The sequence below is a fragment of the Microtetraspora sp. NBRC 13810 genome (genome assembly GCF_030268685.1).
Classification (GTDB): Bacteria; Actinomycetota; Actinomycetes; order Streptosporangiales; family Streptosporangiaceae; genus BSRQ01.
In genome coordinates this window covers 733782-759314 of sequence record NZ_BSRQ01000001.1, presented here as the reverse complement: position 1 = coordinate 759314, position 25533 = coordinate 733782, and the positions used below count along the sequence as shown (strand labels likewise).

Below are 25533 nucleotides of genomic sequence, written 5' to 3'. Positions count from 1 at the left end.
ACCAGGTTCGGTTGAGAGGAAGGGGAACCGCCGCCAGCGGCAAAGGCGGGACCCCGCACTGTCACCCACGCCCGGGTGCACACGAGCGAGCACTCGGGTCGTCGCTCAACGAGAGGAAACCGTAAATGTCCAACGAGAACCTGTACGAGCAGGTCGTCGCCGGCCCGTTCAAGAAGCTCTGCGGCGGTGGCGACAACAGCGACGGCACGATGGAGGACTGCCTCACCGTCGCCCCCTTGTCCGGCGGAGGCTTCGCGCTGGGCGACTCCAAGCCGGCCGGTGCCGGTCGTGAGCTGCGCATGTCCAAGGTTGAGCTCACCAGCTTCGCGAGGGCGTGGCTGAGTGGGCTGGCCGAGTAGTCCGCCGATTCGCTTCGACGTCTGACTCGTGGGCGCTCAGCGGCCAGTCGCCGCGGGGCGCCCACCCGCCCCCGCTTCGCAGACCGGAGACCATGATGCTGAAGTCCCTGATCGACAACCCCGACGAGGTCACGAAGGCGTGGCCACAGCAGCCACGGCTGTACCAGCGCACCCCTGCCTCCTTCCAACACCTGCTGACGTTGAAGGAGGTGGAGCAGTTCGTGGACGCCGAATGTCTCGCCCTGCGCAACGTCGTCCTGCTCAAGGACAGCGTCATCAGCGATCCGTGCCGCTACACCGATGAGGACCTGCCGGGCATGCCGCGGCGGGGAGCGATCCGCGCGCACCTCGACAACGGCGGGACGATCTCCCTGCGGGGCCTGGAACGGTTCAAGCCGTCGATCGCGGAGCTGCACGCCGCCCTGACCCAGGAGACTGGTTACCGCGTCCACGCGAACGCCTACCTCACTCCGGCGGGCGCCCAAGGGATCAAGTACCACTATGACCCCTACCTGACATTGATCGTCCAACTGCACGGCCGGAAGGCGTGGCCAGTTCATGCGCCGTGCGTGGACAACCCCGTCCGCGAACACGGCTCCTTCCACCTCATCGGATTCACCCCGGAGCAGCGGCATTACCTGGAGCACACCCCTCCGGAGCAGACCTTCATCCTGGAGCCTGGCCAGGTGCTGTGGCTTCCGCGCGGCTGGATGCACTCCCCATACACCGTGGGGGAGGAGCCGTCGCTGCATCTGACGATCGCGTTCAAGGAACGGACTCCCCACTGGGCGGCTCAGCAGGTCATCGCCGAGGTTCTCACGCTGGCGTTGCAGGACCCGCAGATGCGCGCCACCCTTCCGCCCGCCGCGATTGTCGGCGATTCGCGAACAGCCGTCGCCGAGGCACGCGAGTATCTGATCGGCTCGCTGGTGACGATGGACATCGAGGAGATGGCCGACCTACTTCGAACTGCGGCACGCCGCCGCGAGTGACCTCCGACTCGGCGTAGCCGCCGCTAGGGTGAGCAATCCGGAGATGAGGGAGACCGCTGTGCCCGACGAACGTTTCGTGCACCTTCACGTCCACACCGAGTACAGCACGTTGGACGGAGCGGCCAAGATGAAGCCGCTGTTCCAGGAGGCCGAGCGGCTGGGGATGCCGGCGATCGCGATGTCGGATCACGGAAACGTGTTCGGGGCGTATGAGTTTTTCCAGACGTCCAAAGACAGTGGTGTCAAGCCGATCATCGGCATCGAGGCGTACGTGGCGCCCGAATCACGGTTCCACAAAAAGCCGGTGTTTTGGGCGCCGGGCGGCAAACGGTCCGTCTCCGGAGATGACGACAGCAGCGGCAAGGACGTGTCCGGCGGTGGCCGGTACACGCACATGACCATGTGGGCGAAAGACGCTGCGGGCCTGCGCAACCTGTTCCGGTTGTCGTCGCTGGCCTACTACGAGGGTTTCATCTCCAAGTGGCCGCGCATGGACCGCGAGCTGATCGCCGAGCACTCGGGGGGGATCATCGCCACCACCGGCTGCCCGTCAGGGGAGGTGCAGACTCGGCTGCGTCTCGGGCAGTACGACGAGGCGGTCCGGGCCGCCGCCGCCTATCAGGACATTCTCGGGAAGGACCACTACTTCCTGGAGTTGATGGACCACGGCATCGACATCGAGCGGCAGGTTCGCGGCGACCTTCTGCGCCTCGCCAAACAGCTCGGCATGCCGCTGCTGGCGACCAACGACTCCCACTACGTCACCGAGGACCAGGCAGACGCCCACGACAGCCTCCTGTGCATCGGCACCAACAACCAGAAAGACGACCCCAAACGGTGGCGGTTCAGCGGGTCGGGCTACTACGTGAAAACCGCCGCCGAGATGCGGAAGCTGTTCGCCGACCTGCCGGAGGCGTGCGACAACACGCTGCTGGTCGCCGAGATGGTGGGCGACTACGGCGATGTGTTCGAGTACGTCGACCGGATGCCGCAGTTCCCCGGCGTCCCCGAGGGTGAGACGCAGGAGTCCTGGCTGCGCAAGGAGACGGAGCGCGGCCTGGAGATGCGGTACGGCGTTCCGATCCCGGCCGAGGTGCGGGAGCGGTACGAAACCGAGATGAAGGTCATCGGCCCGATGGGCTTCTCCTCCTACTTCCTCGTCGTCGCCGACATCTGCACCTATGCGCGCGACAACGGCATCGCTGTGGGGCCGGGACGTGGTAGCGCCACCGGCTCGATCGTCGCCTACGCTACCCGCATCACCGAGTTGGACCCTTTGGAGCACGGCCTGCTGTTCGAACGGTTCCTCAACCCCGAGCGGATCAGCCCGCCCGACATTGACCTCGACTTCGACGACCGCCAGCGTGACCGTATGGTGGCCTACGTCACCGAGAAATACGGTAGCGGGGCGACCGCGCAGGTCAACACGTTCGGTACGATCAAGGCCAAGGCCGCCGTGAAGGACGCGAGCCGGATCCTCGGCTACCCCTTCGCCATGGGCGACAAGATCACCAAGGCGATGCCGCCCGACGTCATGGGCAAGGGCGTCCCCCTGAAAGATCTCTTCGATGAGAACCACCCTCGCTACAACGAGGGCGCCGAGATCCGCGCGCTGTACGAAAGCGACCCGGACGTACGAAAGGTCCTCGACACCGGACGCGGCGTCGAGGGTCTGATCCGGGGTACCGGCGTGCACGCCGCCGCGGTCATCTTGTCCTCGTCTCCGTTGCTGGACCTGATCCCGATGCACATGCGGGCCAAGGACGGCGTCATCATCACCGGCTTTGACTACCCAAGCTGCGAAGCCATGGGCCTGATCAAGATGGACTTCCTGGGCCTGAGAAATCTGGGCATCATCGACCACGCCATCAAAATCATCGAGCAGAACCGAGGCGTGAAGCTCGACACCCTGACCATGCCGCTCGACGACAAAACCACCTACGAGTTGCTGGCCCGGGGCGACACACTGGGCGTCTTCCAGCTCGACGGCGGCCCCATGCGGTCACTGCTGAAGTTGATGGAGCCAACCCGGTTCGAGGACATCGCGGCGGTGCTCGCCCTCTACCGGCCGGGCCCGATGGCGGCCAACGCGCACACCAACTACGCGCACCGCAAGAACGCCCGGCAGGACATCGAGCCGATCCACCCGGAGCTGAAGGACGCGCTCGAACCTATTCTGGGCACCACCTTCCATCTGCTCGTCTACCAAGAGCAGATCATGGCCGTCGCCCGGGAACTGGCCGGATACACGCTCGGCGGCGCCGACATGCTGCGCCGCGCCATGGGCAAGAAGAAAAAAGAGGTCCTGGACGCCGAATGGGACACCTTCTCGGCCGGCATGCGCGCCAACGGCTACAGCGACGAGTCGACCCAGGCGCTGTGGGATGTCATGCTGCCGTTCTCCGGCTACGCGTTCAACAAGTCACACACTGCCGGCTACGGCCTCGTCGCCTACTGGACCGCCTACCTGAAGGCCAACTATCCCGCCGAGTACATGGCCGCTCTGCTCACGTCAGTGGGTGATGACAAGGACAAGGCGGCCCTCTACCTTGCCGAGTGCCGCAAGATGGGCGTCCAGGTGCTCCCGCCGGACGTGAACGACTCCCAGCTCGACTTCGTCGCGGTCGGTGACACGCAGGTCCGGTTCGGCCTGGGCGCGGTCCGCAACGTCGGGGAGAACGTCGTCGACGGAATCGTGAAGGCCCGTGCCGAGGTGGGACGCTTTACCAATTTCAACGACTTCCTGGGCAAGGTGCCGCTGACCGCTTGCAACAAGCGCGTCATCGAATCGCTGATCAAGGCCGGCGCTTACGACTCCCTCGGCCACGAACGCAGGGGCCTGCTCATGGTCCACGAACAAGCCGTCGACTCGGTCATTGACGTCAAGAAGAACGAGGCGCACGGTCAGGACTCGCTGTTCGGCGGCATGGCCGACGACGACGGCGCGACGTTGTCCCTCACCATCCCCGAGGGCGAGTGGGACAAGAAGACAAAGCTCGACTTCGAACGGGAGATGCTCGGCCTGTACGTCTCAGACCACCCACTGGCGGGCACGGAGCGGCTGCTCGCGCGCAACCGGGACACCACGATCGCCGACCTGCTCGACTCCGGCCGTGACGACCGCGGCGACGTCCGCGTCTGCGGCCTCATCACCAAGGTTGACAGGCGCATCAACAAGGCTGGCAACACGTGGGCGATCATCACCGTCGAGGACATGGACGCGGCGATCGAGTGCCTGTTCTTCCCCAAGAGCTACGAGCTGTACGCCTCCGAGCTGCGCAGCGATGTCGTGGTCTCGGTGGGCGGGCAGATCAACAACCGCGATGGCGCCATCTCGGTCTTCGCGCAGGACCTGACGCCGCTCGACGTGTCCGGCATCACCGGTGAGTCCGGGCATCCCGTCGTCATCATCCTGCGGGAGGAGCGCGTGACCGCTTCCTTGGTCGAGGAACTGCGCAACATTTTCACGATGCACCCGGGCAAAGTGCCGGTCCACATCCACCTACGACGGGGCGGCGGCAAGACCGTGATGATGGCGTTGCCGGACTACTTCGTGGCCGCGGACTCGTCGTTCGCCGGAGACATCAAGGCGCTGGCCGGACCGGAAGCCATCTCCCTCTGAGATGGGCGTGAGGGATCACGTCTCGAACGCGGCGGCTACTCTGGGGAAAGCTGTCAGCTCACCTGGCAGACGCCCGCCGTCGCGGGGACTTCCCCGATCTGATCGACACTGTGCGCGAGATCCACGCCCCACTGGCCTACGCCGATCCCGAAGAGATCCTCGCGCAGGTCCCCGACCTGATCCTGGCCGACTGGATCGCTCGGACCGGCGGCGGTTGCTGGGCTTCAGCGTGAGCGCCGTTCAGTCAAGGGAACGGGCAGGGCCCGCGCCACCGGATGTGGCGCGGGCCGTGCGGGTGCGGGCGGATCAGCGGATCAGTGTTCGAACGCCTGGAACTCGGCGGCGCGCACCTGGTTCCTGGCGGCGCTGGCGGTGGCGCAGTCGGTGGAGGAGTTCGGGTCGTTGTCCTGCTCGCCCAGGTAGAGCGGGTTGCCGGTGCACTGGCTGGTGACCGTGCGGAGCATCAGGTGGGTCGCCTTCGCGCTGCGCACGTCGAAGGACTTGATGAGCAGGTCGGCGCCGCGCGGACGCGGGTTCCTGGTGGGGAAGGCGTCCTGCTTGCTCTTGTAGATGCTGGAGTAGGCGGCCGGGTCGGCGCAGTTCTTGCCGGCGGCGCTGTTGCAGGCCAGCACCTCGAACGAGCGGAGCGCGCTGAAGCGGTTCTGCGCGCCCGGGTCGGCCGGGTTGCCGTCGTTGGGCCGGAGCATGGCGCTCACCTGGACCCGGCGGACGTCGACCGGGTCGGTCCCGGCGAGGTCCACGGTCACCGAGCGGCCCGCGACCGGCGCGGTCAGCGAGGCCCACTGGGTGGCCTCGGTCTCGTCGATGAGCAGGGCCTGGTTGACGCCGTCGCCGGTGGCGGTGGCGCCCGCCGCGGCGGCGGCGAGGTTGCGGTCCAGGTCCACCTTCAGGGTCGCGTTCTCGCCGCGGCGGAAGTCCTCCTTGAACCGGGTGTGGCCGAAGCCTGCGCCGACGGCCAGGAAGGAGTAGTCGCCGGGCACGGCCTCGAAGGTCTCGTCCAGCTCGGTCGCCGGGTCGGTGTCGGCCACCGGGGTGGCGCGGGCCTCGTAGTCGCCGATGTAGAGGCGGACCGGCTTGCCCGTGGCGTCACCGGACGGGCGCAGGGTGATCGTGGCGTTGTCCGCCCGGGGCGAGGCGAAGCTCGCCGTCGGGTCCTGGTCGGACGGGCCGTTGCTGGCCGCGCCCTCGCCCAGGCCGCGCTTGGCGAAGGAGTTCCAGATCAGGTCCTGGTTCTTCCCGCCGAACCGGATGGTGTCCGCCGCCAGCAGCGCGTCCCGGTGGTCCACGTAGGAGACCGCGCCGGAGGCCATCAGCAGCAGCGCGTCGAAGGAGATCTGGGCCCAGCGCCGGTTGCCCGGGCACTTCTCCACGGCCAGTTCGCCGTCGGCGCACGCCTCCTGGGTCTTGGCGTTGCCCTTGCCGTAGCGGTCGATGAACGCCTCGCGCAGGTCGTACTGCGTCGCCGTCCAGATCTCGCCGTCGGCGTGCACCTGCGCGCCCACCAGGTCGTAGGCGATGTCGCTGTAGTTCAGCGGGGAGCGCGACATGTCGTAGTTGCGGATGCCGGCCTTGTCGTCCCTGGTGACGTAGGCGCCGATGACCGACGGGGTCTCACCCGCGGGGCGGAAGCCGTACTCGGCGAGGTACTCCATGGCCATCAGGTCGGAGTTGCTCTCGTTCATGGCGCCGGCCTGGGCGCCGCTCCACCCGGCGTTCGGGCCGCCGATCATGCGGCCGGAGATCGCGTGGGTGTACTCGTGGCCGATCACCGACATGTCGTAGTCGCCGTCCACGCAGGCGCCGTAGAAGGCGCCGGCCTGCGGCTGCCAGAGGTACATGTTCGTGATCGGCGCCACGCCGTCCGGCGGGGTGATCTGGTTGGCGTTGTTCCGGACGCTCAGCACCCGGGCGCCCGCCTGGGCGTTGCCCTGCTCGGGGTCGTTGCCGACGCCGCCGCGGTCGCCGTTGTCGGTCTGCATGTTCCACGCCGTCTCGGTGAAGCCGAGACGGTAGGACCAGTCGTGCAGCCGGTTGTGCATCACGCCGAGGTTGGCGATGGCGGCTTCGAGGTCGGCCTCGCCCGGCTGGTCGAAGGTGGCCGGGTCGCACTTGGCGGTGAACCACTTGTTCGTCCACGGGAAGCGGTACACCCGGTCCGGCGTGGCGGCGCCGGTGCGGGTGCCGATGCTGTTGCTGTTGCCGCTGGCCCGGTTCTCGAAGGTGCGCGCCGCGTTGCCGAGGCTGGTGCCGGTCGGCTGGCCGGTCGCGTGGTCCACGTCCCACGCCTTGCCGGTGGCCGGGTCGCCGCCCACGACGTAGTCGCAGCCGGGCGCCTTCTTGGCACACCAGGTCTCGCGGACGTCGGCGGAGGAGTAGTTGCTCCGCGGGTTGGCCGGGAACACCTCCCAGCGCGGGTTGTCCGTGTCCTGCCCGTGTCCGTGGCCGTGTCCGCCCGACTGGAGGTCGGCCGCGGGGTCGGTCTCGTGGTCGGTCTCGTGGTCGGTCTCGTGGTCCACGAGGTTGTCGCGCACCAGGATCTCGCCGGTGACCGCGTCCACGTGCGTGGTGTAGCCCGCGGCCTCGTCGGCGCCGCCGACCAGGGTCACCTGGAAGGCCCGGTGCACGCCGTCCGCGGCGGGCACGGCCACCGCCGTGACCTGCTTCGCGGTGGCGGTCGCCAGGTCGATGCCGCCGTCGGCGGCGGCGATCTCCAGCGCCCGCTGCTCGGTGATCGCGGCGGCCGGGGGCGCGCCGGTCGCCCGGGAGAGCGACGAGGTCACATGGATGATCTTGCCGTCGAAGACGCCGATCGCGACCTGGCCGTCGACGCCGGAGGGCAGGTCGCCGAAGCGCTGCCGCAGGAGTACGGCGTGGCCCTGGCCGAGTGGGTTGACGGCGACCTTCTCCAGCGCGTCCACCGCTTCGGGAGCGAGGCCGAACAGGGTCTGGTTCGCCTTCAGGTACGCGCGCGCCGCCTGCTCGGGATCGGCGCCGAGCCCTTCGGCGAGGGGGACGCCCGAGGTGACCACGGCGGGGGTGCCGAGGGTGTTCCAGCGGACGGTCGCGTTGCTCTGTGCCCGCAGCATGGCGGGCGGGGCCACCGAGCCGCGCCTGTTGTCCAGGTCCGGCTTGCCGTGCCCGTTCACCTCCGCCTGGAAGTCCACGGGGTTGGCGGCCTGCGCGGGCTCGCCTTGGGCGGTCCCGGCCAGGGAGAGCGTCAGAGTAGCGGCGACGGCGGTGGTGAGGGTGGTACGTAACCAGGGCTTGGAAGGCAAGGATCCTCCTGCAGACGCGGCCGGCGTCGGCCAGGTCTCGACGGGCCGCACGGGGTTGCAGGGTCCGCGCGGCCCGACACGCGTTGATCACGCGCGTTGCGCAAGAGGTAGCACCCATTCACAAGTTATGACAAGACCTTGTAAAGGGTGATATGTCGGTGTAATAGGGGTTAGTTGAACGGGATCCATGCCTGGTCAGCGAGGGTGTTCAGGTCGCTCGCCTTGAGACCCGCCTCGGATACCGTCCACAATGTGTCACCGATCACAAGGAACCGGCGGATGACCGGCTCCATCCGCTGATCGGTGCCGGGCAGCTTGATCTCCGGATGCCGCACCTCGCCCACCCGGTCCACCGCGTCCGCGCCGACCCGCAGCACCAGCGCGCTGTTGGACGCCTCGGCGCCGTCCGCGCTCCAGGAGCTGAGCGGCACCACGACCAGGTCCTCCCAGGACAGGAAGGCGTGCGGGTCCCACTCGGCCTCGGTGCCGGAGTCTTTCTGGAAGAGCTGGGCCAGCCGGCGCGGGGCGGCCGGATCCCGCACGTCGAACAGCGAGATCTGCATCCCCCGGGTGCGGCCCTGCTCGGTGGCCTCCTGGCCGACGCCGATCAGCCGCCCGTCGCCCGCCGGGTGCAGGTAGGCGGAATAGCCGGTGATCTTGAGTTCGCCGGTCACCCTGGGCGCCTTCGGGTCCCGCAGGTCGAGCGTGTAGAGCGGGTCCACCTGGCGGAACGTGACGACGTAGCCGACCGGCCCGATGAACCGCACCGAGTAGATCTGCTCCCCCTTGCCCAGCCCGGTCACCCTGCCGACCTCGCCGAGCGTGGCGGTGTCCAGCACGTGGACGCCGCTCTCGGAGTCGGTCCGGGAGTTCGTCGTGGTGGTGGCGACGCGCAGGTGCCCCTCGTGCTCCGACAGCGAGTACTGGTTCAGCAGCCGTCCCGGCACCACGCCGGAGGCGACGTACCGCGGCGGGCCGGACCCGGTGATGTCGAACCGGTGGATCTCGCTCTGCTCGGGGGGAGGCGGGGGCCCGGCCGATCCCGTGGCGGTCGGAGTGACAGCCGTCGGGGTGACAGCCGTCGGGGTGACGGGGGAGGGACTGCCGGGCGGGGGCGGCTCGGCGGGGGTGGGCTCCTGGGCGGGGGCGACGCTGGACTGGGTCGGCGCGGGCTCGGGCAGCAGCGTCGGCATCTCCGGGTCGCCGGGGGGCGCGGTCGGGGTCTTGACCGGCGGCGGCGCCTGCGAAGTGGCGGGCGGGGCGTCGGTGGGCACGGGCAGCGGGGCCACGTCCACGGCCGGCGGGAACTGCGGGCGCGGGTTGCTCGCCACGTAGAGGCTGGTGGCGGTGCCGTAGACGTTCTCGCCCTCGGCGGCCACGCTGATCGGCTCGTCGGTGGTCAGGGTGCGGTCGCCGGCCGCGAGGTCCAGGGTGTGCACGGTCACCATGGACGTGCCGGTGTACTCCTCGGGATGGCTGACCCGCTCGCACGGCACCGTCTCGACCCGCTCCTCGCCGGCGGCGTCGGTCACCGTGTAGGACGGCAGCCACGCCGACAGCGGAGCCTTCATGACCAGCTCCCGGTTCCGCCTGAGCAACTCCTGCTCGCTCGGCTGCTTCTCCTGGGGCAGGTTGAAGTCCGGGTGCGGGAAGTCGATGACGGGGGCGCTCCTGACCACGAGCCTGATCGTCGAGCCGATCATCCGGGCGTCCACGTGCGCGCCGTTCGGCTTGATCGAGCCGGCCACCGACGGCTTGCCGGACAGGTCCACGAGCACGTAACGCGTCTCCGCGCCCGCCACCCGTTTCACGCTCGCGTCGAACGGCACGATGCCGCTGCCGGAGAAGAGCACCAGCGCCCGGTCACCGTTCAGCAGCAGGTCGCTGGGCGCCCAGCCGGCCTGCCCGGCAGGCACCAGGCGGACCGTGCCGGTGATCTTCCGGGACGCGGCGTCGATCACCCGGAGCACGCCGCGGTCCACGGTGACGATCCGGGTGCCGTCGGTCTTCACCATGTCCGGCTCGTCCACCCCCGCCTCGTGCACGTTGGTGGTGGAGCTCGCCGGGGCGCCCGACTTGAGGGTCCGCGCGTCGGCGGCGGGACCGCCGTCCTGCACGGCGAACGCGTACGGCTGGAGCAGCCCCCACGGGGAGACCGACTGCGCGGTCTTCTCGCGCAGGCCGGCCAGCAGGTCGTCGCAACTGGAGTAGGCCACGAGCCTGGCGGCGGAGAGGTTGACCGGCGGCGGCCCCGTACGGCCGGCCTCCCGGTCCGAGCCGGACAGGCTGCACGCGCCCGCCGTCGCGAGCACGGCGGCGGACAGGGCGGCGGCTCCGGTCCTGCGGATCAGAGAGCTCATGCCCTAACGACGGATCCCGCGGCCCGCCGGTTCAGTCGGTGCCGGTGGGCCTGCGGGTGAAGTCCACGTCGAGTTCCACGTCGGCGGGCGCCTCCAGCAGGGTCCGCACCGTGCGGCCCTGCATGTCGACGACGTTGACCTTCTTCGTGTCGCCGACCTCCCAGCAGTACAGGTGGTCGTCGTCGTACCAGCCCAGCACGTTGCCGCAGTCGGTGGGGAAGCGGCTGGTGATCTGGGCGGTCCCGGTGTCCCAGATGCACTGGCGGTTCGTCGTGTCGTCCGGGCAGCCGGTCACGAAGGACTCGCCGGAGGGGGAGAAGACGTCCAGCGAGGCGGGCACCCGGCCGACCCGCCCGATGTCGCGGACCTCGGCGCCCTTCGCGTCGAAGAAGCGCAGCGACTGGTTGTCCCCGGTCACGGCCACCGCGACGGTGCCGTCCGACGCGCCCGCCCAGCCGTAGTAGGACTTGTTCACCTCGGTGTCCTTCTCCTTGACCACCGCGACCTTAGGGTCGCCGACGGTGAGGACGGCGAACCCCTCGGTCGTCCATGCGTCGGTGCCGCCGCCGCGTTCGATGACGAGGAGGAGCCGGGTGCTGTCCTTCGACCACAGCCAGACGGTGGCGATCAGCGGATCCTTGACGGTGTTGTACGAGGTCCGCTTGCCGGTCTGCCGGTCGGTGATCACCACGGAGTCGTAGCCGTCCTCGGTGTAGGACTTGCCGCGGCCGGCGAGGTAACGCCCGTTGGGCGACACCTTCGACTCCCAGTTGTTCGGATATTTCGTGAATTTTCCGGTGAGGGAGCCGCGGGCGTAGTCCACCCATTCCTTCGACTTGGTGTCCAGCACCTCGTAGGAGGTGAGGATGAGCCGGTCATCGGGGTGCTCGTACAGCTTGGTCTGCCCGCTGCCCGGCAACGTGGTGACCGCGAGGCCGGCGGTCGGCACCGGGGACGGCACGGGCGTCGTCGGGGTGCCCGTAGGGTCGGCGACCGCGGTGGTGCCGTCGCCCGGCGTCCGGTCGTCCGCGCCCTGGCCGCGCATCACCACCACGGCGACGACGGCCACCAGCACGACCGCCAGCGCGCTGCCGAGCGCCACGGTGACCCTCCTGGCACGCCGCGGACGCCCCTCGGGACGCCCCTCCGGATGCCCCGGACCGCCCTGCTGGTGCGCCGCGTAGGGCGCGGGCGGATAGGACGGCCCGCCGTACTGGCCGGGCCCGTAGGGACCCTGGGAGGCGTACGGCGGGGCGTGCGGCGGTGACTGTGGCGCGGACTGTGGCGCGGACTGTGGCGCGGACTGTGGCGCGGAGTGGGGCGCGGAGTGGGGCGCTGGCTGTGACGTGGAGTGGGGCGGCCTGCCGTACGGCGGGGCGGCGCCCGTCGGGGTCCAGGAGCCGGGCTGGGCGGAAGGGCTCCAGGCGGTCGGCTGGCCCGGCCCGGCCGGCGACCCGAAGGTGGACGGCTGGCCCGGCGAGGCGAGGGTGGACGGCTGGTCCGGGTCCCCGCCCTCGGCGCGGAAGGCCCCGGAGACGCCGGAGGGACGGTCCTCGAAGGCTCCCGGCGCTCCGTGCGCCCCCGGCGCCCCTGGCGCCCCTGGCGCTCCGTGCGCTCCCGGTGTGGAGGCGGGGCCGGGGGCCTCGGTGGAGGAGGGCCGGGAGGAGCCGGGCGGGTCCTCCGGGGTGGCGACGGCGGCGGCCTCCCTGATGAGGCCCACGGGGTCGGCGGGCGCGGCCGGGTTCTGCAGCAGGCCGAGGATGACCTGCTCGGCCGGCGGGCGCTGGGCCGGATCCTTGCTCAGGCAGGCGGCCACCAGGTCGCGCAGCCGTCCCTCCAGGCAGGAGAGGTCCGGCTCCTTGTTCAGCACCCGGTTGATCACCGCGGGCAGTGTGTCGCTGCCGAACGGCGCCTTGCCGCTGGCCGCGAAGACCATCGTGCTGGCCCAGGAGAAGAGATCGGCCGCCGAGCCCACCGTGTGGCCGAGGATCTGCTCGGGAGCCATGTATGCCGGGGTACCGATCGGCATCGAGCTGATCGTCGAAGTGGCGTCCAGGGCGCGGGAGATGCCGAAGTCGATGACCCGGGGCCCGTCGGAGGCGAGGATCACGTTGGCCGGCTTGAAGTCCCGGTGCACGATCCCGGCCTGGTGGATCGCGGCCAGCGCGGTCGCCGTGCCGATGGCCAGCCGGTGCAGCCCGGCGCCGGTGCGCGGCCCCGACCCGGTGACCACGGCCTGTAGCGAGGTGCCCTCGATGAACTCGCTGACGATGTAGGGCCGGTCGTCCTGCACGCCGGTGCCGAGGACCTGCGCGGTGCAGAAGGGCGCGACGCGCTGGGCGACGGCGACCTCGCGGACGAAACGCTCGACCATGACGGGGTCTCCGGCGAGCTCGGGGCGCAGCCACTTGACCGCCACCTGGTTGCCCGCCTGGTCGGCCGCGAGGTACACGACACCCTGTCCGCCCTCGCCGAGCCGTCCTCGGAGGTCGTGGTCTCCCAGCCGTGCGGGGTCTCCGGATCTCAGGGGCGCTGTTGACGGCATAAGGGGATTGTGGCGGTTCGTCGTGGCGTACGGCCACCTGACCGGGAACCCCCGGGGGCGTCGTTATCGCTTGGTGGCCGGGGGTTCATCGTCCCGACGTGTGCCAAGCCCGCTGGTCAATGCTCTCTCAGGCGATCGAGATCGGACTCCATCTGCATGATCACCTTTTGGTAGCCCTCCCAGCCGTACAGCCGCACCAACTCGGCCTGCACCCTGAGCGTCTCCTCGCGGACCGCCTCGGGACCCTTCAGGTGGAGGTCGTCCAGCGCCCGGTGCGCGCGCTGCTGCCGTTCGATCGGACCTTCTTGTCGGAACACAGTCGTCCTGCCCTTTGCGCCTGCTTCGAACCAGTGGTCTACTCCTGACGCGTACCTGCCGCACTTGGTTGACCGGACTCTGTAAGCCTTACGAGTCGTTGATAATGGGGCGCATGGCGGGATACGGGTGGGCGGCCGGTGCGATCTCGAAACTCGAGGAGGAGTCGCTCCGGTGCGGGCCGACCCCGCTGCGCGAGTTCCCGCTGCCGGCCGGCTGGGGCGTGCGGCTGTGGTTGAAGGACGAGTCGGCACACCCGACGGGCAGCCTCCGGCACCGTCACGCGCGGGCGCTGTTCCGGTTCGCCATCGCCTCCGGCCGGATCCACGGGTACACCACGGTGGTCGAGGCCACCGGCGGCAACTCCGCGGTCGCCCAGGCATACTTCGCCCGGCTGCTCGGGCTGAAGTACATCGCGGTCATGCCGGGAGACCGGGAGCGCTCGGCCGGGCAGGCGGCGATGGTGGAGGAACTGGGCGGCGAGTGCCGCTTCCACAACCCGCCCCCGGCGATCTACGACGAGGCGCGGCGGCTCGCCGAGGATCTCGGCGGCCACTACCTGGACCAGTTCACCTGGGCCGAGCGGGCGATCGACTGGCAGGATCCCGGCCTCGCCGGCGAGCTGTTCGACCAGATGCCGGAGGAGCCCGAGTGGGTGGTGGCGGGCGCCGCCACCGGCGCGACCTCGGCCGCGCTCGGGCGCCGCGTCCGGGTCGGCGGATACCGCACGAAGGTGGCGGTCGCCGATCCTGAGAACTCCGCGTACGACCCGGGCTGGCTGCTCGGCGTCCCCGACTACGCGACCGGCATGCCGTCCAGGATCGAGGGGATCGGCCGGCCCAAGATCGAGCCGGGCTTCATGTTCCCGCTGGTGGACCTGGTCGTGCCGGTGCCGGACGCGGCGAGCGTGGCCGCCGCCCGCCAGTTGCGCGCCGTCACCGGGCTGCCGGTGGGCGGGTCCTCGGGCACCACGCTGTGGGCGGCGGTCGAGCTGCTGGCCAAGATGCGGGCGCGGGAGACGAAGGGCTCGGTGGTCGCGATCCTCGGTGACGCCTCGCCCCGGCACCTGCGTACCTACCACGACGACGGCTGGGCCGCCGGCAAGGGCCTCGACGTGCGCCGCCGGGCCGCCGCGCTGGACCGCTTTCTCGCCGAGGGCGTCTGGTAGCCACCCCGTCTCGGCCAACCCCGTCTCGGCCAACCCCGTCTCGGCCACCTCGATCTCGGCTTTTGGCTGCCGGGTCCGGTGGCCGTCAAGATTTCCCCTATGTGGGATATTGCGGAATTCGAGCGGGCGGCGCACGCCACCGTCGCCAGCCTGTCGGCTTACGTGGACGAGAGCACCCGCGGGCTCACGCCGGTGATCAGGACCCGCCCGCCCGCCGAGCTGTCGGCGCTGCTCGGGCTGCGGCGGTGGATCAGCGAGGGCGGCATGGACCAGGAGGGCTACCGGGACTTCCTGGCCGGGTACCTCGCCGAGGGCACCCGGATGCACCACCCCGCCTACCTGGCCCACCAGTGCCCGGCGCCGGACTTCCCCGCCGCGCTCGCCGACTTCGTGCACGGCGTGACCAACAACCCGATGGCCATCTACGAGATGGGCGCCTCGGCGGCGACGGTGGAGTTCGAGGTGCTGCGTTGGATGCTGGACAAGGTCGGCTTCGGCGTCTCGGGCGGCGGCGTGCTCACCCATGGCGGGTCGCTGGCCAACCTCACCGCGCTGCTCGCCGCCCGCGCCGCCGTGGCGCCGTCCGCGTGGACCGACGGCGTGCCCGCCGACCTCGCGCTGCTCGCGCCGCCGTCCGCGCACTACTCCGTGACCCGCGCCGCGGCGATCCTCGGCCTCGGCGAGCGCGCGGTCTTCCCGCTGGAAACCGACCCGCTCGGCCGGATCGACCCGGCCGGGCTGCCCGCCGCGCTGGACCGGGTACGGCGGGCCGGACGGCGGCCGATGGCCCTGGTCGCCTCCGCCTGCTCCACCGGCACCGGCCTGTACGACGACCTGCGCGCGATCGGCGGCTTCTGCGCCGAGCACGACGTGTGGTTCCACGTGGACGGCGCGCACGGCGCGTCCGCGCTGCTCAGCGAGGAGCACCGGCACCTGCTCGACGGCCTGGAACTGGCCGACTCGCTGATCTGGGACGCGCACAAGATGCTGCGCGTGTCCAGCCTGGCCGCGGCCGTCCTGGTGCGCAGGGAGGGCGACCTGGACCGCGCCTTCCAGCAGGAGGCCAGCTACCTCTTCTACGGCGACCGCGGGTTCGACTCGATCGGGCGCACCGTCGAGTGCTCCAAGGCCGAGCTGGGCCTGAAGATCTTCCTCAACCTGGCCTGGCGCGGCGAGCGCGGCCTCGGCGAGTACGTCGCGGGCGGCTACGCCACCGCCCACCGCCTGTGGCGGCTGGCCACGGCCCGCCCCGGTTTCAGCTGCCCCTACGAACCGGAGAGCAACATCGTCTGCTTCCGGTACGGCTCCGCCGACGTGGACCAGGCGGCGTTGCGCAGCCGGCTGATCGACGACGGCACCTTCTACCTGAGCTCGGCCGAGGTCGGCGGCGTACGGCACCTGCGGGCCACCGTGATGAGCCCGGCGACGGACGACAAGACGCTCGAAGCCCTGCTGGACGCCGTCGCCGAGGTGGGCGATCGGGCGGGTGACAGACCGGGAACCGGGCGATAACGTGCGTCAATGAGCGAACTCGAGGGGCGGCTGCGCGCGGTCTGCGACCTGATCGTGGCCGAGGTCAGGGAGGCCGCGGGGCGGCACGAGTACGACGGAGAGGTCCAGGACCTCTCACCGGACGGCGTGCGCGCGGGCGTGGCCGCGCTGGGCACGGGGTCCCTGCCGCAGGACGCCTACGACGCGGCCCACCTCCAGGTCTTCGAGCAGGCGCTGAAGGTCAGCTTCGGCGACCTCGAACTGCACCGGAGCAACCTCCTTGACCACCTCGGCAACCTGGACGCGGCCTGCTACGACCGGGAGTACGCGCCGGAGGCCGAGCGCGCCGAGGCCCGGCGGTCCCACCTCGCCCGGTGGCCGGAGGCCATCGACGGCTCGATCGCCTCCCTCGACCGGCTGAGCGCGCCGGTCGCGACGGCGCTGCTCGGCGCCACGCGCGGGCTGGCCGCGGGCGTCACCGACGAGGCCGCGCTGAAGGCGCACGCCCGGCTGGTCGGGCACGTCGAGCGGGCCGCGAAGGAGGGCGCGCCGGAGGCCGCGCTCGGCGGCGAGGCGCTGGCCGCGCTGATGAGCGCGGGCGACGGCCTGCCCGTCGACCTCGGCCGCCTGGCCGAGCGCGCCGACGCCGAGCGGGACCGCCTGCTGGCCCGGCTCGCCGACGCCTGCGCCCGGTACGGCAGGCCGGCCGAGCCGCCCCTCGACGTCGCCCGCGAGCTGGTGCGCGACCACCCCGACGCGGACGGCGTGATCGACACCGCCCGGCACTGGACCGAGAAGGCGATCGCCTTCACCAGGGAGCGCGATCTCGTGCCCTACCACGACGGCGAGTGCCGGGTCGGCCTGGCGCCCGAGTCGCGGCGCTGGGCGATGGCCATGATGAGCTGGGCCTCCCCGGGCGAGCCCGAGGGGCCGTCGTGGTACCACATCACCCCGCCCGACCCGTCCTGGCCCGAGCGTGACGCGGAGGAGTGGCTGGAGGTCTTCAGCGCCACCACCCTGCCCGGCATCACCGTGCACGAGGTCGCGCCCGGCCACTTCTCGCACGGCCGCGCCCTGCGCCAGGCGCCCACCGACGTGCGGCGCATCCTGCAGTCGTCGGCGTTCATCGAGGGCTGGGCGCACTATGCCGAGGAGCTGTGCGTCGAGGAGGGCTTCGAGGCCGGCGACCCGCGGTTCGAGATCGGCGTCTGGCTGGAGGCGCTGGTCCGGGTGACCCGGCTGGCCTGCGCGATCGGCGTGCACACCGGCGCGATGACCGTGCGGGACGGCGCCGCGAGGTTCGCCGCGGACACCCACCTGGCCGGGCCCGCCGCGCTCGCCGAGGCCGGCCGGGCGACCTACGACCCCACCTACGGTCGTTACACCTGGGGCAAGCTCGCCATCATGGACCTGCGCGAGGAGGCCAAGGCCGCCTGGGGGACCGGGTTCACCCTGCAGCGCTTCCACAAGGCCATGCTCGACCTGGGCTCCCCGCCGCTCGGCCTGCTGGACCGCGTCCTGTAGCCGCCGCGGCCGGGGGCTGTTGCTCATCCAACCTTCGCCTCGCGATCAACTCGCATACGTTCGCCGGTCGCGCCGCTCACGGATCTTGGGCGGCGGGCCGGTGGTCCTCTCCGGCCGGTGACGACGGCTACGGGTAAGGGCGGACAGCGGATGCGCGCATGGCGGAAGGTCGCGGCGGCCATATTGGCCGGGGGCATGGCCGGAGGGGCGGTCGTCGCGGCGCCGGGGGCGGCCTCGGCGGACGGCGGGCACGGGCGGCAGCGTGATCTCGACCTCCAGGCGCACCGGGGCGGGATCGGGCTGGTGGTGGAGTCCACGCTGCCCGCGTTCGCGAACGCGCTGGAGCTCGGGGTGACCACCCTGGAGCTGGACATCCAGATCACCGAGGACGGCCAGGCGGTCGTCACCCACGACCGCCGGATCAACGGCGCCAAGTGCCGAGACACCGCCCCGGTCACCGCCGCGGACCCGGAGTTCCCCTACGTCGGCAAGTACCTCAACACGCTGACCCTGGCGCAGGTCAGGACCATGGACTGCGGCTCGCAGACGCTGCCGCAGTTCCCCGGGCAGCGCGCGGTCCCCGGCGCCAGGATGCCGCTGCTGCGGGAGGTCTTCGACCTGGTCAAGGACTACCGCGCCAAGGACGTGACGCTGAACGTCGAGACCAAGGTGGAGGCCGGCGCCCCGCAGGAGACGGCGCCGCGTGAGCAGTTCGTCCAGGTCGCGGCCCGGGAGATCCGCCGGGCCGGGCTGCTGAGGCAGGTGACGATCCAGAGCTTCGACTGGGGCGCGCTGATCCGGATGGGGCAGGTCGAGCCCCGGCTGCCGCTGGTGGCGCTGACCAACATCGACTTCCTGCAGACCGGGCAGCCGGGCGCCTCCCCGTGGCTCGGCGGGATCGACATCGACGACTTCGGCGGCGACCCGCTGAGGGCGATCAAGTCCTTCGGCGCGGACGCGTTCTCGCCGGTGCACGGCACCCCGCAGGACGGTAAGATCACCGACCCCGGCTACCGCCCGTACGTGACCAGGGAGATGGTCGACCGGGCGCACCGGATGGGGCTCAAGGTGATCCCGTGGACCATCGACGACGAGCCGACGCTGAACAAGCTGATCGACGACGGCGTGGACGGCATCATCACCGACTATCCCGACCGGCTGCGCAAGGTCATGGCCGAGCGCGGCTTCAAGCTGCCCAGGCCCTACCGCCCGCGGCACCACGGGCACGACGCCTGAAGCCACCCGCGCCGCGGTTCAGCGGTCGACCGCCGTGGCCCCGCCGTCCACCACGAGGTGGGCGCCGGTGACGAACGACGCCTCCGCGCTCATCAGGAACCGTACGGCGGCGGCCACCTCCTCCGGCCTGCCGAGCCGGCCGAAGACCGACTTGGCGGCGAAGGCGTCGAGGAAGGCCGTGTCGTCCCCGACGACCTTGGTGAGCAGCGGGGTGTCGATGTAACCGGGGCAGACGGCGTTGACCCGGATGCCGTCGGGGGCGAGTTCCTGGGCCATCGAGCGGGTCAGGCCGAGCAGGCCGGCCTTGGAGGAGCAGTAGGCGGGCAGCCACGCGGAGCCGACCAGCCCCTCGATGGAGGAGATGCCCACGATGGCCGCCTGGTCCGCGGCGCGCAGGTCCGGCAGCAGCGCCCTGGTGAGCATGGCCTGGGCGCGCAGGTTCACGTTGAGCACGGCGTCCCAGCGCTCGTCGGTGAGGTCGTCCACGGTGGAGGGGCCGGCGACGCCCGCGGCGTGCACGAGGCCGCCGATGGGGCCGATGGCCTGCCGGGTGGCGGTGATCGCCGCGGGGAAGGCCGCGCTGTCGGTGACGTCCACGCCGATGCCGAAGGTGGGCAGCGGGGTCAGCATCCCCGCCTCCTTCGCCACGCCCAGCGCGCCCGGCTCGTCGATGTCCCACACGGCCACGAGGCGTCCCGACTCGGCCAGCGCGAGCGCGCACGCCCGGCCGATGCCCGACGCCCCACCTGTGACGATCACTCCGTTCACGGCGAACTCCTTCTCCCGGCGGCTGAGCGGCTGATCCGGCGACTGCCGGCGTCATTCCCGGCAACCGGGGTGGCTTACCCCTTCCGCGGCGTTTCTCACCCGGGCCGGGCGCCCCCGGCCGTGCCGCCCACCGCCGGGGCATCGGCGCAGGCCGCGCCGATAGACTGGGTCAAACCGCGTTCCTGCCTTGGGGGGTCCTCAGGTGTCTGAGTTCGACACCGTCCTAGTCGTCGACTTCGGTGCGCAGTACGCGCAGCTCATCGCCCGCCGGGTGCGTGAGTGCCACGTCTACTCGGAGATCGTCCCCTCGACGATGCCGGTCGAGGAGATGCTGGCCAAGAACCCGAAGGCGATCATCCTGTCCGGCGGTCCCTCGTCGGTCTACGCCGAAGGCGCCCCCGTGGTGTCCGCCGGGCTGTTCGAGACCGGGGTGCCCACGTTCGGCATCTGCTACGGCTTCCAGGCGATGGCGCAGGCGCTCGGCGGGCGGGTCGAGCGGACGGGGACGGCCGAGTTCGGCGGCACCGACCTGACCGTGGAGCGGGAGGGCGTGCTGTTCGCCGGTCTGCCCGTCGCCCAGCGGGTCTGGATGTCGCACGGTGACAGCGTCGCCAGCGCGCCCGAGGGCTTCGAGGTGACCGCGTCGACGAGCGAAACCCCGGTCGCCGCCTTCGAGCACCCGGGCCGGGGGTTGTACGGCGTGCAGTTCCATCCCGAGGTGTTGCACTCCGACCACGGCCAGACGGTGCTGAGGCACTTCCTCGACGCGGCGGGCTGCCGGCCGTCCTGGACCATGCTCAACATCGTGGAGGACGCGGTCACGGCGGTGCGCGAGCAGCTCGGCCCGCACGGCAGGGCGATCTGCGCGCTGTCCGGCGGGGTCGACTCCGCGGTGGCCGCCGCCATCGTGCAGCGGGCCATCGGTGACCGGCTGACCTGCGTCTTCGTCGATCACGGGCTGCTGCGCAAGGGCGAGGCCGAGCAGGTCGAGCGGGACTTCGTGGCGGTCACCGGGGTGCGGTTGCGCGTCGTGGACGCGGCCGAGCGCTTCCTGAAGGCGCTGGACGGGGTGACCGACCCCGAGGAGAAGCGGAAGATCATCGGCCGCGAGTTCATCCGCGTCTTCGAGGACGAGCAGCGCGCGATCCTCGCCGACGGTCCCGCCGACTTCCTGGTGCAGGGCACCCTCTACCCGGATGTCGTGGAGAGCGGCGGCGGCACCGGCACGGCCAACATCAAGTCCCACCACAACGTCGGCGGCCTGCCGGACGACCTGAAGTTCGAGCTGGTCGAGCCGCTGCGCTGGCTGTTCAAGGACGAGGTGCGCCGCGCGGGCGAGGAGCTCGGCCTGCCCGCCGCGATGGTGTGGCGGCAGCCGTTCCCCGGTCCCGGGCTGGCCATCCGGATCATCGGCGCGGTCACCCGCGACCGGCTCGACCTGCTGCGCGACGCCGACGCGATCGCCCGCGAGGAGTTGTCCCGTGCCGGGCTGGACCGGGAGATCTGGCAGTGCCCGGTGGTGCTCCTCGCGGACGTCCGCTCGGTCGGCGTCCAGGGTGACGGCCGCACCTACGGCCATCCGATCGTGCTGCGGCCGGTCACCTCGGAGGACGCCATGACGGCCGACTGGGCCAAGGTGCCCTACGACGTGCTGGCCCGCATCTCCACCCGGATCACGAACGAGGTCCGCGAGGTCAACCGGGTCGTGGTCGACGTCACCAGCAAGCCGCCGGGCACCATCGAGTGGGAGTGACCCCTCAGAACGCGGGCGACTCCAGCTCGCTCGGCTTCACATCCGGGTCGGGGTAGATCTCGCCCGGCTGCAGCTTCTTGCCGTTGCGGAGAAGCTGGGAGACCGTCACCATGTGGTAGCCCTGCTTCTCCAGCTCGGTCAGCAGCTTCGGCATGACCTGCACGGTCTGCTCGACCCAGTCGTGCATGAGGATGACGCGGTCGCGCTTCGCGTTGCGCAGCACTTCCTTGTAGATCGCGTCGGTGTTCTTGGTGGCCCAGTCGCGTGAGCCGCCGTTCCACAGCACGAGCGGCATCTTCATGTCCGCGGCGACCTGCTGCACGTCGGCGTTGAACTCGCCGTACGGCGGGCGGATCACACTGGAGCGCTGCCCGGTGGCCTTGACGATGGCCTCCTCGGTCCGCTCAAGCTCTTCCCTGATCTCGAACGGGGCGAGGTCGCGCAGGTGAGGGTGGGTGTAGCTGTGGTTGCCGATCTGGTGTCCCTCGGTCACCATGCGCTTGGCGAAGGCGGGACGCGCCTTGACGTACTGCCCTTCGAGCATGAAGGTCGCCTTGGCGTTGTGCTTCTTGAGGGTGTCGAGCAGGGTCCCGGCATACTTGCCGGGGCCGTCGTCGAAGGTCAGCGCGATGCACTTGACCTTCGCGCAGTCGACCGGGGTCGGCTTCGCGGGCGCCGCCTTCGTGGGGGCCTTGGAAGGAACGGGGGTAGGGGCGGTGCCGGCCTGGGCGGGTGCTGCCGCCAGGCCGAGCATGGCGGACGAGAGTGCCACGGCAAGGGTGAGCCGGGCGCGCTGATGGCGAGCCATCGCGAAAAACTCCTCGTGATCTTGGGGGAACTACTCGGAGCGGCCTACCGTATCGCCACTTCCTGTGAATTCCGTAACATGCGCCCCAGAAGTCACGATGGATACTGCTCGCCGGCCTCCAGTTTCCTGTCTCCCAGCACTGACGACACCGTGACCACGTGGTAGTCCCGTTTCCGCAGCTCGGACAGGATGCCCGGCATCGCCTTGACCGTCTCGGGGACGATGTCGTGCATGAGGATCACCCCGTTGGGCCGGACCAGGCTGAGCGCCTTCCGGGTGATCGCCTTCGTGTTCCGCAGCTCCCAGTCCCGGGTGCTGCCGGTCCACAGCACCAGCGGCAGCCCGGCCGTCTGCACCGCCGCCCGCACCCGCTGGTCCGTCGCGCCGAACGGCGGGCGCATCAGCTTGGGCCGGATCCCCGCCGCCTCGTGCACGGCCTCCTGGGTGCTGGACAGCTCCGAGACGATCTCCCCGTCCAGCGCGTCGGTCAGCCGGGTGTGGTCCCAGGTGTGGTTGCCGACCTCATGCCCTTCGCGGACCATCCGGCGCACCACCGAGGGCCGCTTCTCCACCTGTCGGCCGACGACGAAGAACGTCACCTTGACCTTGTTGCTGCGCAGCGTGTCGAGCAGCGCGCCGGTGTACGGCGAGGGGCCGTCGTCGAAGGTCAGCGCGATGCACTTGACCTTCTTGCAGTTCACGGCCGCCGCCTTGCCCGCCGCGGCGGACGCGCTCGGCGGCGCCGCCACGGTGGACGCCAGGGTCGCCGCCACCGCGATCCCCAGAACAGCACGAACCCCTCGCCACATCGCACATCCGCCCTTCAGCCGGTGAAAACCAGCCGAACGCTATACCACCCCGGACCTTCCCGGCACGGCGGCATTCCTCCTTGGTATCGGGCGAAACGGTGTGCTCATCCAGTGATCGTTACCAGCCGGGTGAACTCGGTCAGCAGGTGGACGCCGTCCCAGACGCCGTTGAAGGTGAGGGCGGAGCCGATCGGCACCATCCGGTCCAGGCCGCGCCCGGCCAGCGCGTGCGCCAGGGCGTGCAGGTCGGCCTGGCCGAAGCCGAAGTGCGTCATGGTCTGGTCCTTGCGGTGGACCACGGCGCGCAGGTCGTCCAGGGTGTCGATGCGGGTGTGCGCGAAGGTGCCCGCGCCCATCCAGCGCCGGGGCAGGGCGGCCGGGCCGGTCAGGTCGATCTCGGCGAGCGCGTTGCCATGGAAGGTGATCTTGTCGGCGAGGCCGTCCGCCGCCAGGCCGTACGCGGCGACGCGCTTCTCCACGGCCATCGCCGGGTCGATCGGCCGGCGGTCGGCGACCCGGTCGGCGAGCCTGGCGGTGAAGTCGGCGCGGGCCGCGCGGGCGGCGTCCGCCGGGCCGACCCAGAAGACGGCCCGCGGGGAGGCGCAGGCGGCCTGGTCGAACCAGTAGGCGTCGTTCACGAAGCCCTCCACGGCGCGCTCGCGGGTCTCGCCCGGGGCGGCCAGCCACGCGGCGGCGGCGATGGCGCAGAACGACGACCGGTCCGGGAAGATCAGGTCACGGGCGTGCGCGGCCAGCGGATGCCGCCGCAGGTCGTGCACGGCCGCGTCGCCGCCCCACGTCACCCGCAGGTCGCAGGCCCGGGACAGCCGCGCGGTCACCTCGTCGGACCGGTCGTAGGAGATGATCCGCTGAGAGGCGGCCACCGCCGGGTGGGTGTCGGCCAGCGCGTCCAGCATGATGCCGAGCACGGCCATGGCCGCCCCTCCGGCGCGCGGCGACAGCCGTACGACGTTGTGGTTGCCGGCCAGGGCGGACAGCGCCCAGGAGTAGACGAAGACGGTGTCCACGTTGGCGGGCGGGATGTGGAAGACGAGGCCGCGCGGCATCCGCAGCCCGTCGGCGGGGGACAGCCGGTCCAAAGCGCGGGAGATCTCGGCCCGGCGCAGGAAGAAGCCGAGCGCGGCCAGTTCGGGATGGGCGCGGGCGACCTCGACGGCGACCAGCCGCCGGGCGACCGCTTCGAGGAAGCCGCGGATCCGCTCGTCGCCGACGGCCAGCGGCCCGCCGGGAGGCTCGGCCGCGGCCTCGTCGACCAGCGCGCCCACGGACAGACCGGCCCGGCCCTCGGGGAACCGCGAGTGCACGATCATGCCGCCCGCCCGTACGTGTCGCCGCAGCCGCGTGCCTCGGCGCGGGCCAGCCTGCCGAGCACCGAGAAGCGTTTCCCCGGCCACACGCCGTCGTCCACGCCGTGCACCACGCCGAGATCCTCGGTGAGCAGCACGTGCCCCGGATAGGAGGTGGGCAGCGTGCTCACCACCTCGATCAGGCCGGGGGTGCCGGTCGGCGCCTCCTGCCAGGTGCCCGGGTCGCGGATCACCACGTCGGCGAAGTCGGGGCAGTAGAGCGATCCGCCGTCGGGGCCTTCCAGGAAGACCGTGCCGATCTGCTCCACCATGCCGTAGAAGTCGTGCGTCCGGCGCAGCCCGGTCTCCTCGGCGAGCCGCCGCCGGAACTCCCCGCTGCCCACCGCCCGCTCGGCCAGTCGTTTCCATCCGCCCGAGTGGATCAGCACCCCGGACGACAGGTCCAGCCCGTGCCGCCGGGCCGGCTCGAAAAGGTGCAGCCAGACCATGTAGGTGAACCCGAAGACGAGGTACGGCCGGCCGCCGTGCCGGTCCAGGAACCCGCGCACCGCGCCGAGGTCGAGCTCGCCCCGCTCGTCCAGCGCGAAGGCGTGATCGCGGCCGAAGCTCATCATGCCGAGGACGCCCGCGCCGCGCGCGCTCAGCGTCGGGCGCCTGGTCACCGAGCGGCTGTCCACGATCAGCATCGGCAGCCGCGCCGGGCCGAGCACCTGGCGCAGGGTCGCGGCGAGCGCCCGGGGCTGCGCGGCGGCCGCCTCGCGGTCGAGGAAGATCCGGCTCGGCCGCTGCCCGGTGGTGCCGCTGGAGGTGAGCACCCGGAAGACCCGGTCGTCGGGGACGCTCTTCAGCTCGTGCGTCTTGAACAGCCGGACCGGCAGCCACGGCAGGTCGGCCACCCTGTCCCACGGCGGCGCCGCGCCGATCGCGTCGAGCACCCGACGGTAAGGCGGGCAGGCGCGCCGGTGGTGCTCGGTGAGCGCGGCCAGGGCGGGCAGCAGCCGCGCCTCCTTCTCCCGCTGCCGCAGCGTGAACACCGACGTGAACACAGGCGCGGACGCCGCAGCGGACACAGATGCGGACACAGATGCGGACACAGATGCGGATACAGCCGCGGACGCAGGCGCGGACGGCATGCTGGACACGGGGGTGACGGGCTCGC

Annotated in this window: 18 protein-coding genes; 9 read left to right on the top strand and 9 right to left on the bottom strand. The window is 71.0% G+C overall.

Annotated elements, in window-relative coordinates; genetic code table 11:
* Positions 1-125 precede the first annotated feature (125 nt).
* From QSK26_RS03405 to QSK26_RS03390, 4 genes are all read left to right on the top strand, one after another.
* Positions 126-359: a hypothetical protein gene (locus QSK26_RS03405; protein ID WP_285773441.1), complete on the top strand. Its 234-nt coding sequence runs from the start codon at positions 126-128 to the stop codon at positions 357-359.
* Positions 360-451: 92 nt separating this feature from the next.
* Entirely contained in the window at positions 452-1351 is a 900-nt protein-coding gene (locus QSK26_RS03400; protein ID WP_285773440.1) for a JmjC domain-containing protein, read from the top strand.
* 58 nt (positions 1352-1409) lie between these two features.
* Positions 1410-4973, top strand: coding sequence for a DNA polymerase III subunit alpha (dnaE, locus tag QSK26_RS03395; protein WP_285773439.1), 3564 nt, complete (start codon positions 1410-1412; stop codon positions 4971-4973).
* Positions 4974-5083: 110 nt separating this feature from the next.
* Complete coding sequence (locus QSK26_RS03390) at positions 5084-5206, top strand: hypothetical protein (RefSeq protein WP_285773438.1); 123 nt, start codon at positions 5084-5086, stop codon at positions 5204-5206.
* 81 nt (positions 5207-5287) lie between these two features.
* Here QSK26_RS03390 and QSK26_RS03385 read toward each other — a convergent pair whose 3' ends face one another.
* From QSK26_RS03385 to QSK26_RS03370, 4 genes are all read right to left on the bottom strand, one after another.
* Positions 5288-8269 (bottom strand): M36 family metallopeptidase, encoded by a 2982-nt coding sequence (locus QSK26_RS03385; protein WP_285773437.1) that lies wholly within the window; start codon positions 8267-8269, stop codon positions 5288-5290.
* 170 nt (positions 8270-8439) lie between these two features.
* Positions 8440-10629 (bottom strand): beta-propeller domain-containing protein, encoded by a 2190-nt coding sequence (locus QSK26_RS03380; protein ID WP_285773436.1) that lies wholly within the window; start codon positions 10627-10629, stop codon positions 8440-8442.
* 31 nt (positions 10630-10660) lie between these two features.
* Positions 10661-13174: a serine/threonine protein kinase gene (locus QSK26_RS03375; protein ID WP_285773435.1), complete on the bottom strand. Its 2514-nt coding sequence runs from the start codon at positions 13172-13174 to the stop codon at positions 10661-10663.
* A gap of 116 nt (positions 13175-13290) precedes the next feature.
* On the bottom strand, positions 13291-13491 hold the full coding sequence (locus QSK26_RS03370; RefSeq protein ID WP_285773434.1) for a hypothetical protein: 201 nt from the start codon (positions 13489-13491) through the stop codon (positions 13291-13293).
* Positions 13492-13604: 113 nt separating this feature from the next.
* Between QSK26_RS03370 and QSK26_RS03365 the strand changes: the two genes are divergently transcribed.
* The 4 genes from QSK26_RS03365 (at position 13605) to QSK26_RS03350 (ending at position 18908) form a co-directional block, all read left to right on the top strand.
* A complete protein-coding gene (locus QSK26_RS03365) occupies positions 13605-14657 on the top strand; it encodes a PLP-dependent cysteine synthase family protein (protein WP_285773433.1) in 1053 nt (350 codons plus the stop codon).
* 99 nt (positions 14658-14756) lie between these two features.
* Complete coding sequence (locus tag QSK26_RS03360) at positions 14757-16169, top strand: pyridoxal phosphate-dependent decarboxylase family protein (RefSeq protein WP_285773432.1); 1413 nt, start codon at positions 14757-14759, stop codon at positions 16167-16169.
* Between the two features lie 9 nt (positions 16170-16178).
* Positions 16179-17672, top strand: coding sequence for a DUF885 family protein (locus QSK26_RS03355; protein WP_285773431.1), 1494 nt, complete (start codon positions 16179-16181; stop codon positions 17670-17672).
* Between the two features lie 150 nt (positions 17673-17822).
* Entirely contained in the window at positions 17823-18908 is a 1086-nt protein-coding gene (locus QSK26_RS03350; protein ID WP_285773430.1) for a glycerophosphodiester phosphodiesterase, read from the top strand.
* 18 nt (positions 18909-18926) lie between these two features.
* On the opposite strand, the gene QSK26_RS03345 is transcribed toward QSK26_RS03350, so the two are convergent.
* Positions 18927-19676: an SDR family NAD(P)-dependent oxidoreductase gene (locus QSK26_RS03345; RefSeq protein WP_285773429.1), complete on the bottom strand. Its 750-nt coding sequence runs from the start codon at positions 19674-19676 to the stop codon at positions 18927-18929.
* Between the two features lie 202 nt (positions 19677-19878).
* Here QSK26_RS03345 and guaA point away from each other — a divergent pair, with 202 nt between their 5' ends.
* Positions 19879-21429: a glutamine-hydrolyzing GMP synthase gene (guaA, locus tag QSK26_RS03340; protein ID WP_502888658.1), complete on the top strand. Its 1551-nt coding sequence runs from the start codon at positions 19879-19881 to the stop codon at positions 21427-21429.
* 4 nt (positions 21430-21433) lie between these two features.
* Here guaA and QSK26_RS03335 read toward each other — a convergent pair whose 3' ends face one another.
* The 4 genes from QSK26_RS03335 to QSK26_RS03320 form a co-directional block, all read right to left on the bottom strand.
* A complete protein-coding gene (locus tag QSK26_RS03335; RefSeq protein WP_285773427.1) occupies positions 21434-22237 on the bottom strand; it encodes a polysaccharide deacetylase family protein in 804 nt (267 codons plus the stop codon).
* Between the two features lie 92 nt (positions 22238-22329).
* On the bottom strand, positions 22330-23010 hold the full coding sequence (locus QSK26_RS03330; RefSeq protein WP_285773426.1) for a polysaccharide deacetylase family protein: 681 nt from the start codon (positions 23008-23010) through the stop codon (positions 22330-22332).
* A 140-nt stretch (positions 23011-23150) separates the two neighbouring features.
* Positions 23151-24377 carry an acyl-CoA reductase gene (locus QSK26_RS03325; protein WP_285773425.1) on the bottom strand — a complete coding sequence of 409 codons (1227 nt, stop codon included), beginning with the start codon at positions 24375-24377 and terminating at the stop codon, positions 23151-23153.
* Complete coding sequence (locus QSK26_RS03320) at positions 24374-25408, bottom strand: LuxE/PaaK family acyltransferase (RefSeq protein ID WP_285773424.1); 1035 nt, start codon at positions 25406-25408, stop codon at positions 24374-24376. Before QSK26_RS03320 ends, QSK26_RS03325 begins: the two co-directional genes overlap by 4 nt.
* Between the last annotated feature and the right edge of the window lie 125 nt (positions 25409-25533).

Excerpts from the sequence above, each read along its gene's own strand:
- QSK26_RS03405 (WP_285773441.1), top strand. The coding sequence starts at position 126 with ATGTCCAACGAGAACCTGTACGAGCAGGTCGTCGCCGGCCCGTTCAAG.
- QSK26_RS03335 (WP_285773427.1), bottom strand. The coding sequence starts at position 22,237 with ATGGCTCGCCATCAGCGCGCCCGGCTCACCCTTGCCGTGGCACTCTCG.
- QSK26_RS03400 (WP_285773440.1), top strand. The coding sequence starts at position 452 with ATGATGCTGAAGTCCCTGATCGACAACCCCGACGAGGTCACGAAGGCG.
- QSK26_RS03350 (WP_285773430.1), top strand. The coding sequence starts at position 17,823 with ATGCGCGCATGGCGGAAGGTCGCGGCGGCCATATTGGCCGGGGGCATG.
- QSK26_RS03355 (WP_285773431.1), top strand. The coding sequence starts at position 16,179 with ATGAGCGAACTCGAGGGGCGGCTGCGCGCGGTCTGCGACCTGATCGTG.
- QSK26_RS03380 (WP_285773436.1), bottom strand. The coding sequence starts at position 10,629 with ATGAGCTCTCTGATCCGCAGGACCGGAGCCGCCGCCCTGTCCGCCGCC.
- QSK26_RS03375 (WP_285773435.1), bottom strand. The coding sequence starts at position 13,174 with ATGCCGTCAACAGCGCCCCTGAGATCCGGAGACCCCGCACGGCTGGGA.
- QSK26_RS03360 (WP_285773432.1), top strand. The coding sequence starts at position 14,757 with ATGTGGGATATTGCGGAATTCGAGCGGGCGGCGCACGCCACCGTCGCC.
- QSK26_RS03365 (WP_285773433.1), top strand. The coding sequence starts at position 13,605 with ATGGCGGGATACGGGTGGGCGGCCGGTGCGATCTCGAAACTCGAGGAG.
- QSK26_RS03325 (WP_285773425.1), bottom strand. The coding sequence starts at position 24,377 with ATGATCGTGCACTCGCGGTTCCCCGAGGGCCGGGCCGGTCTGTCCGTG.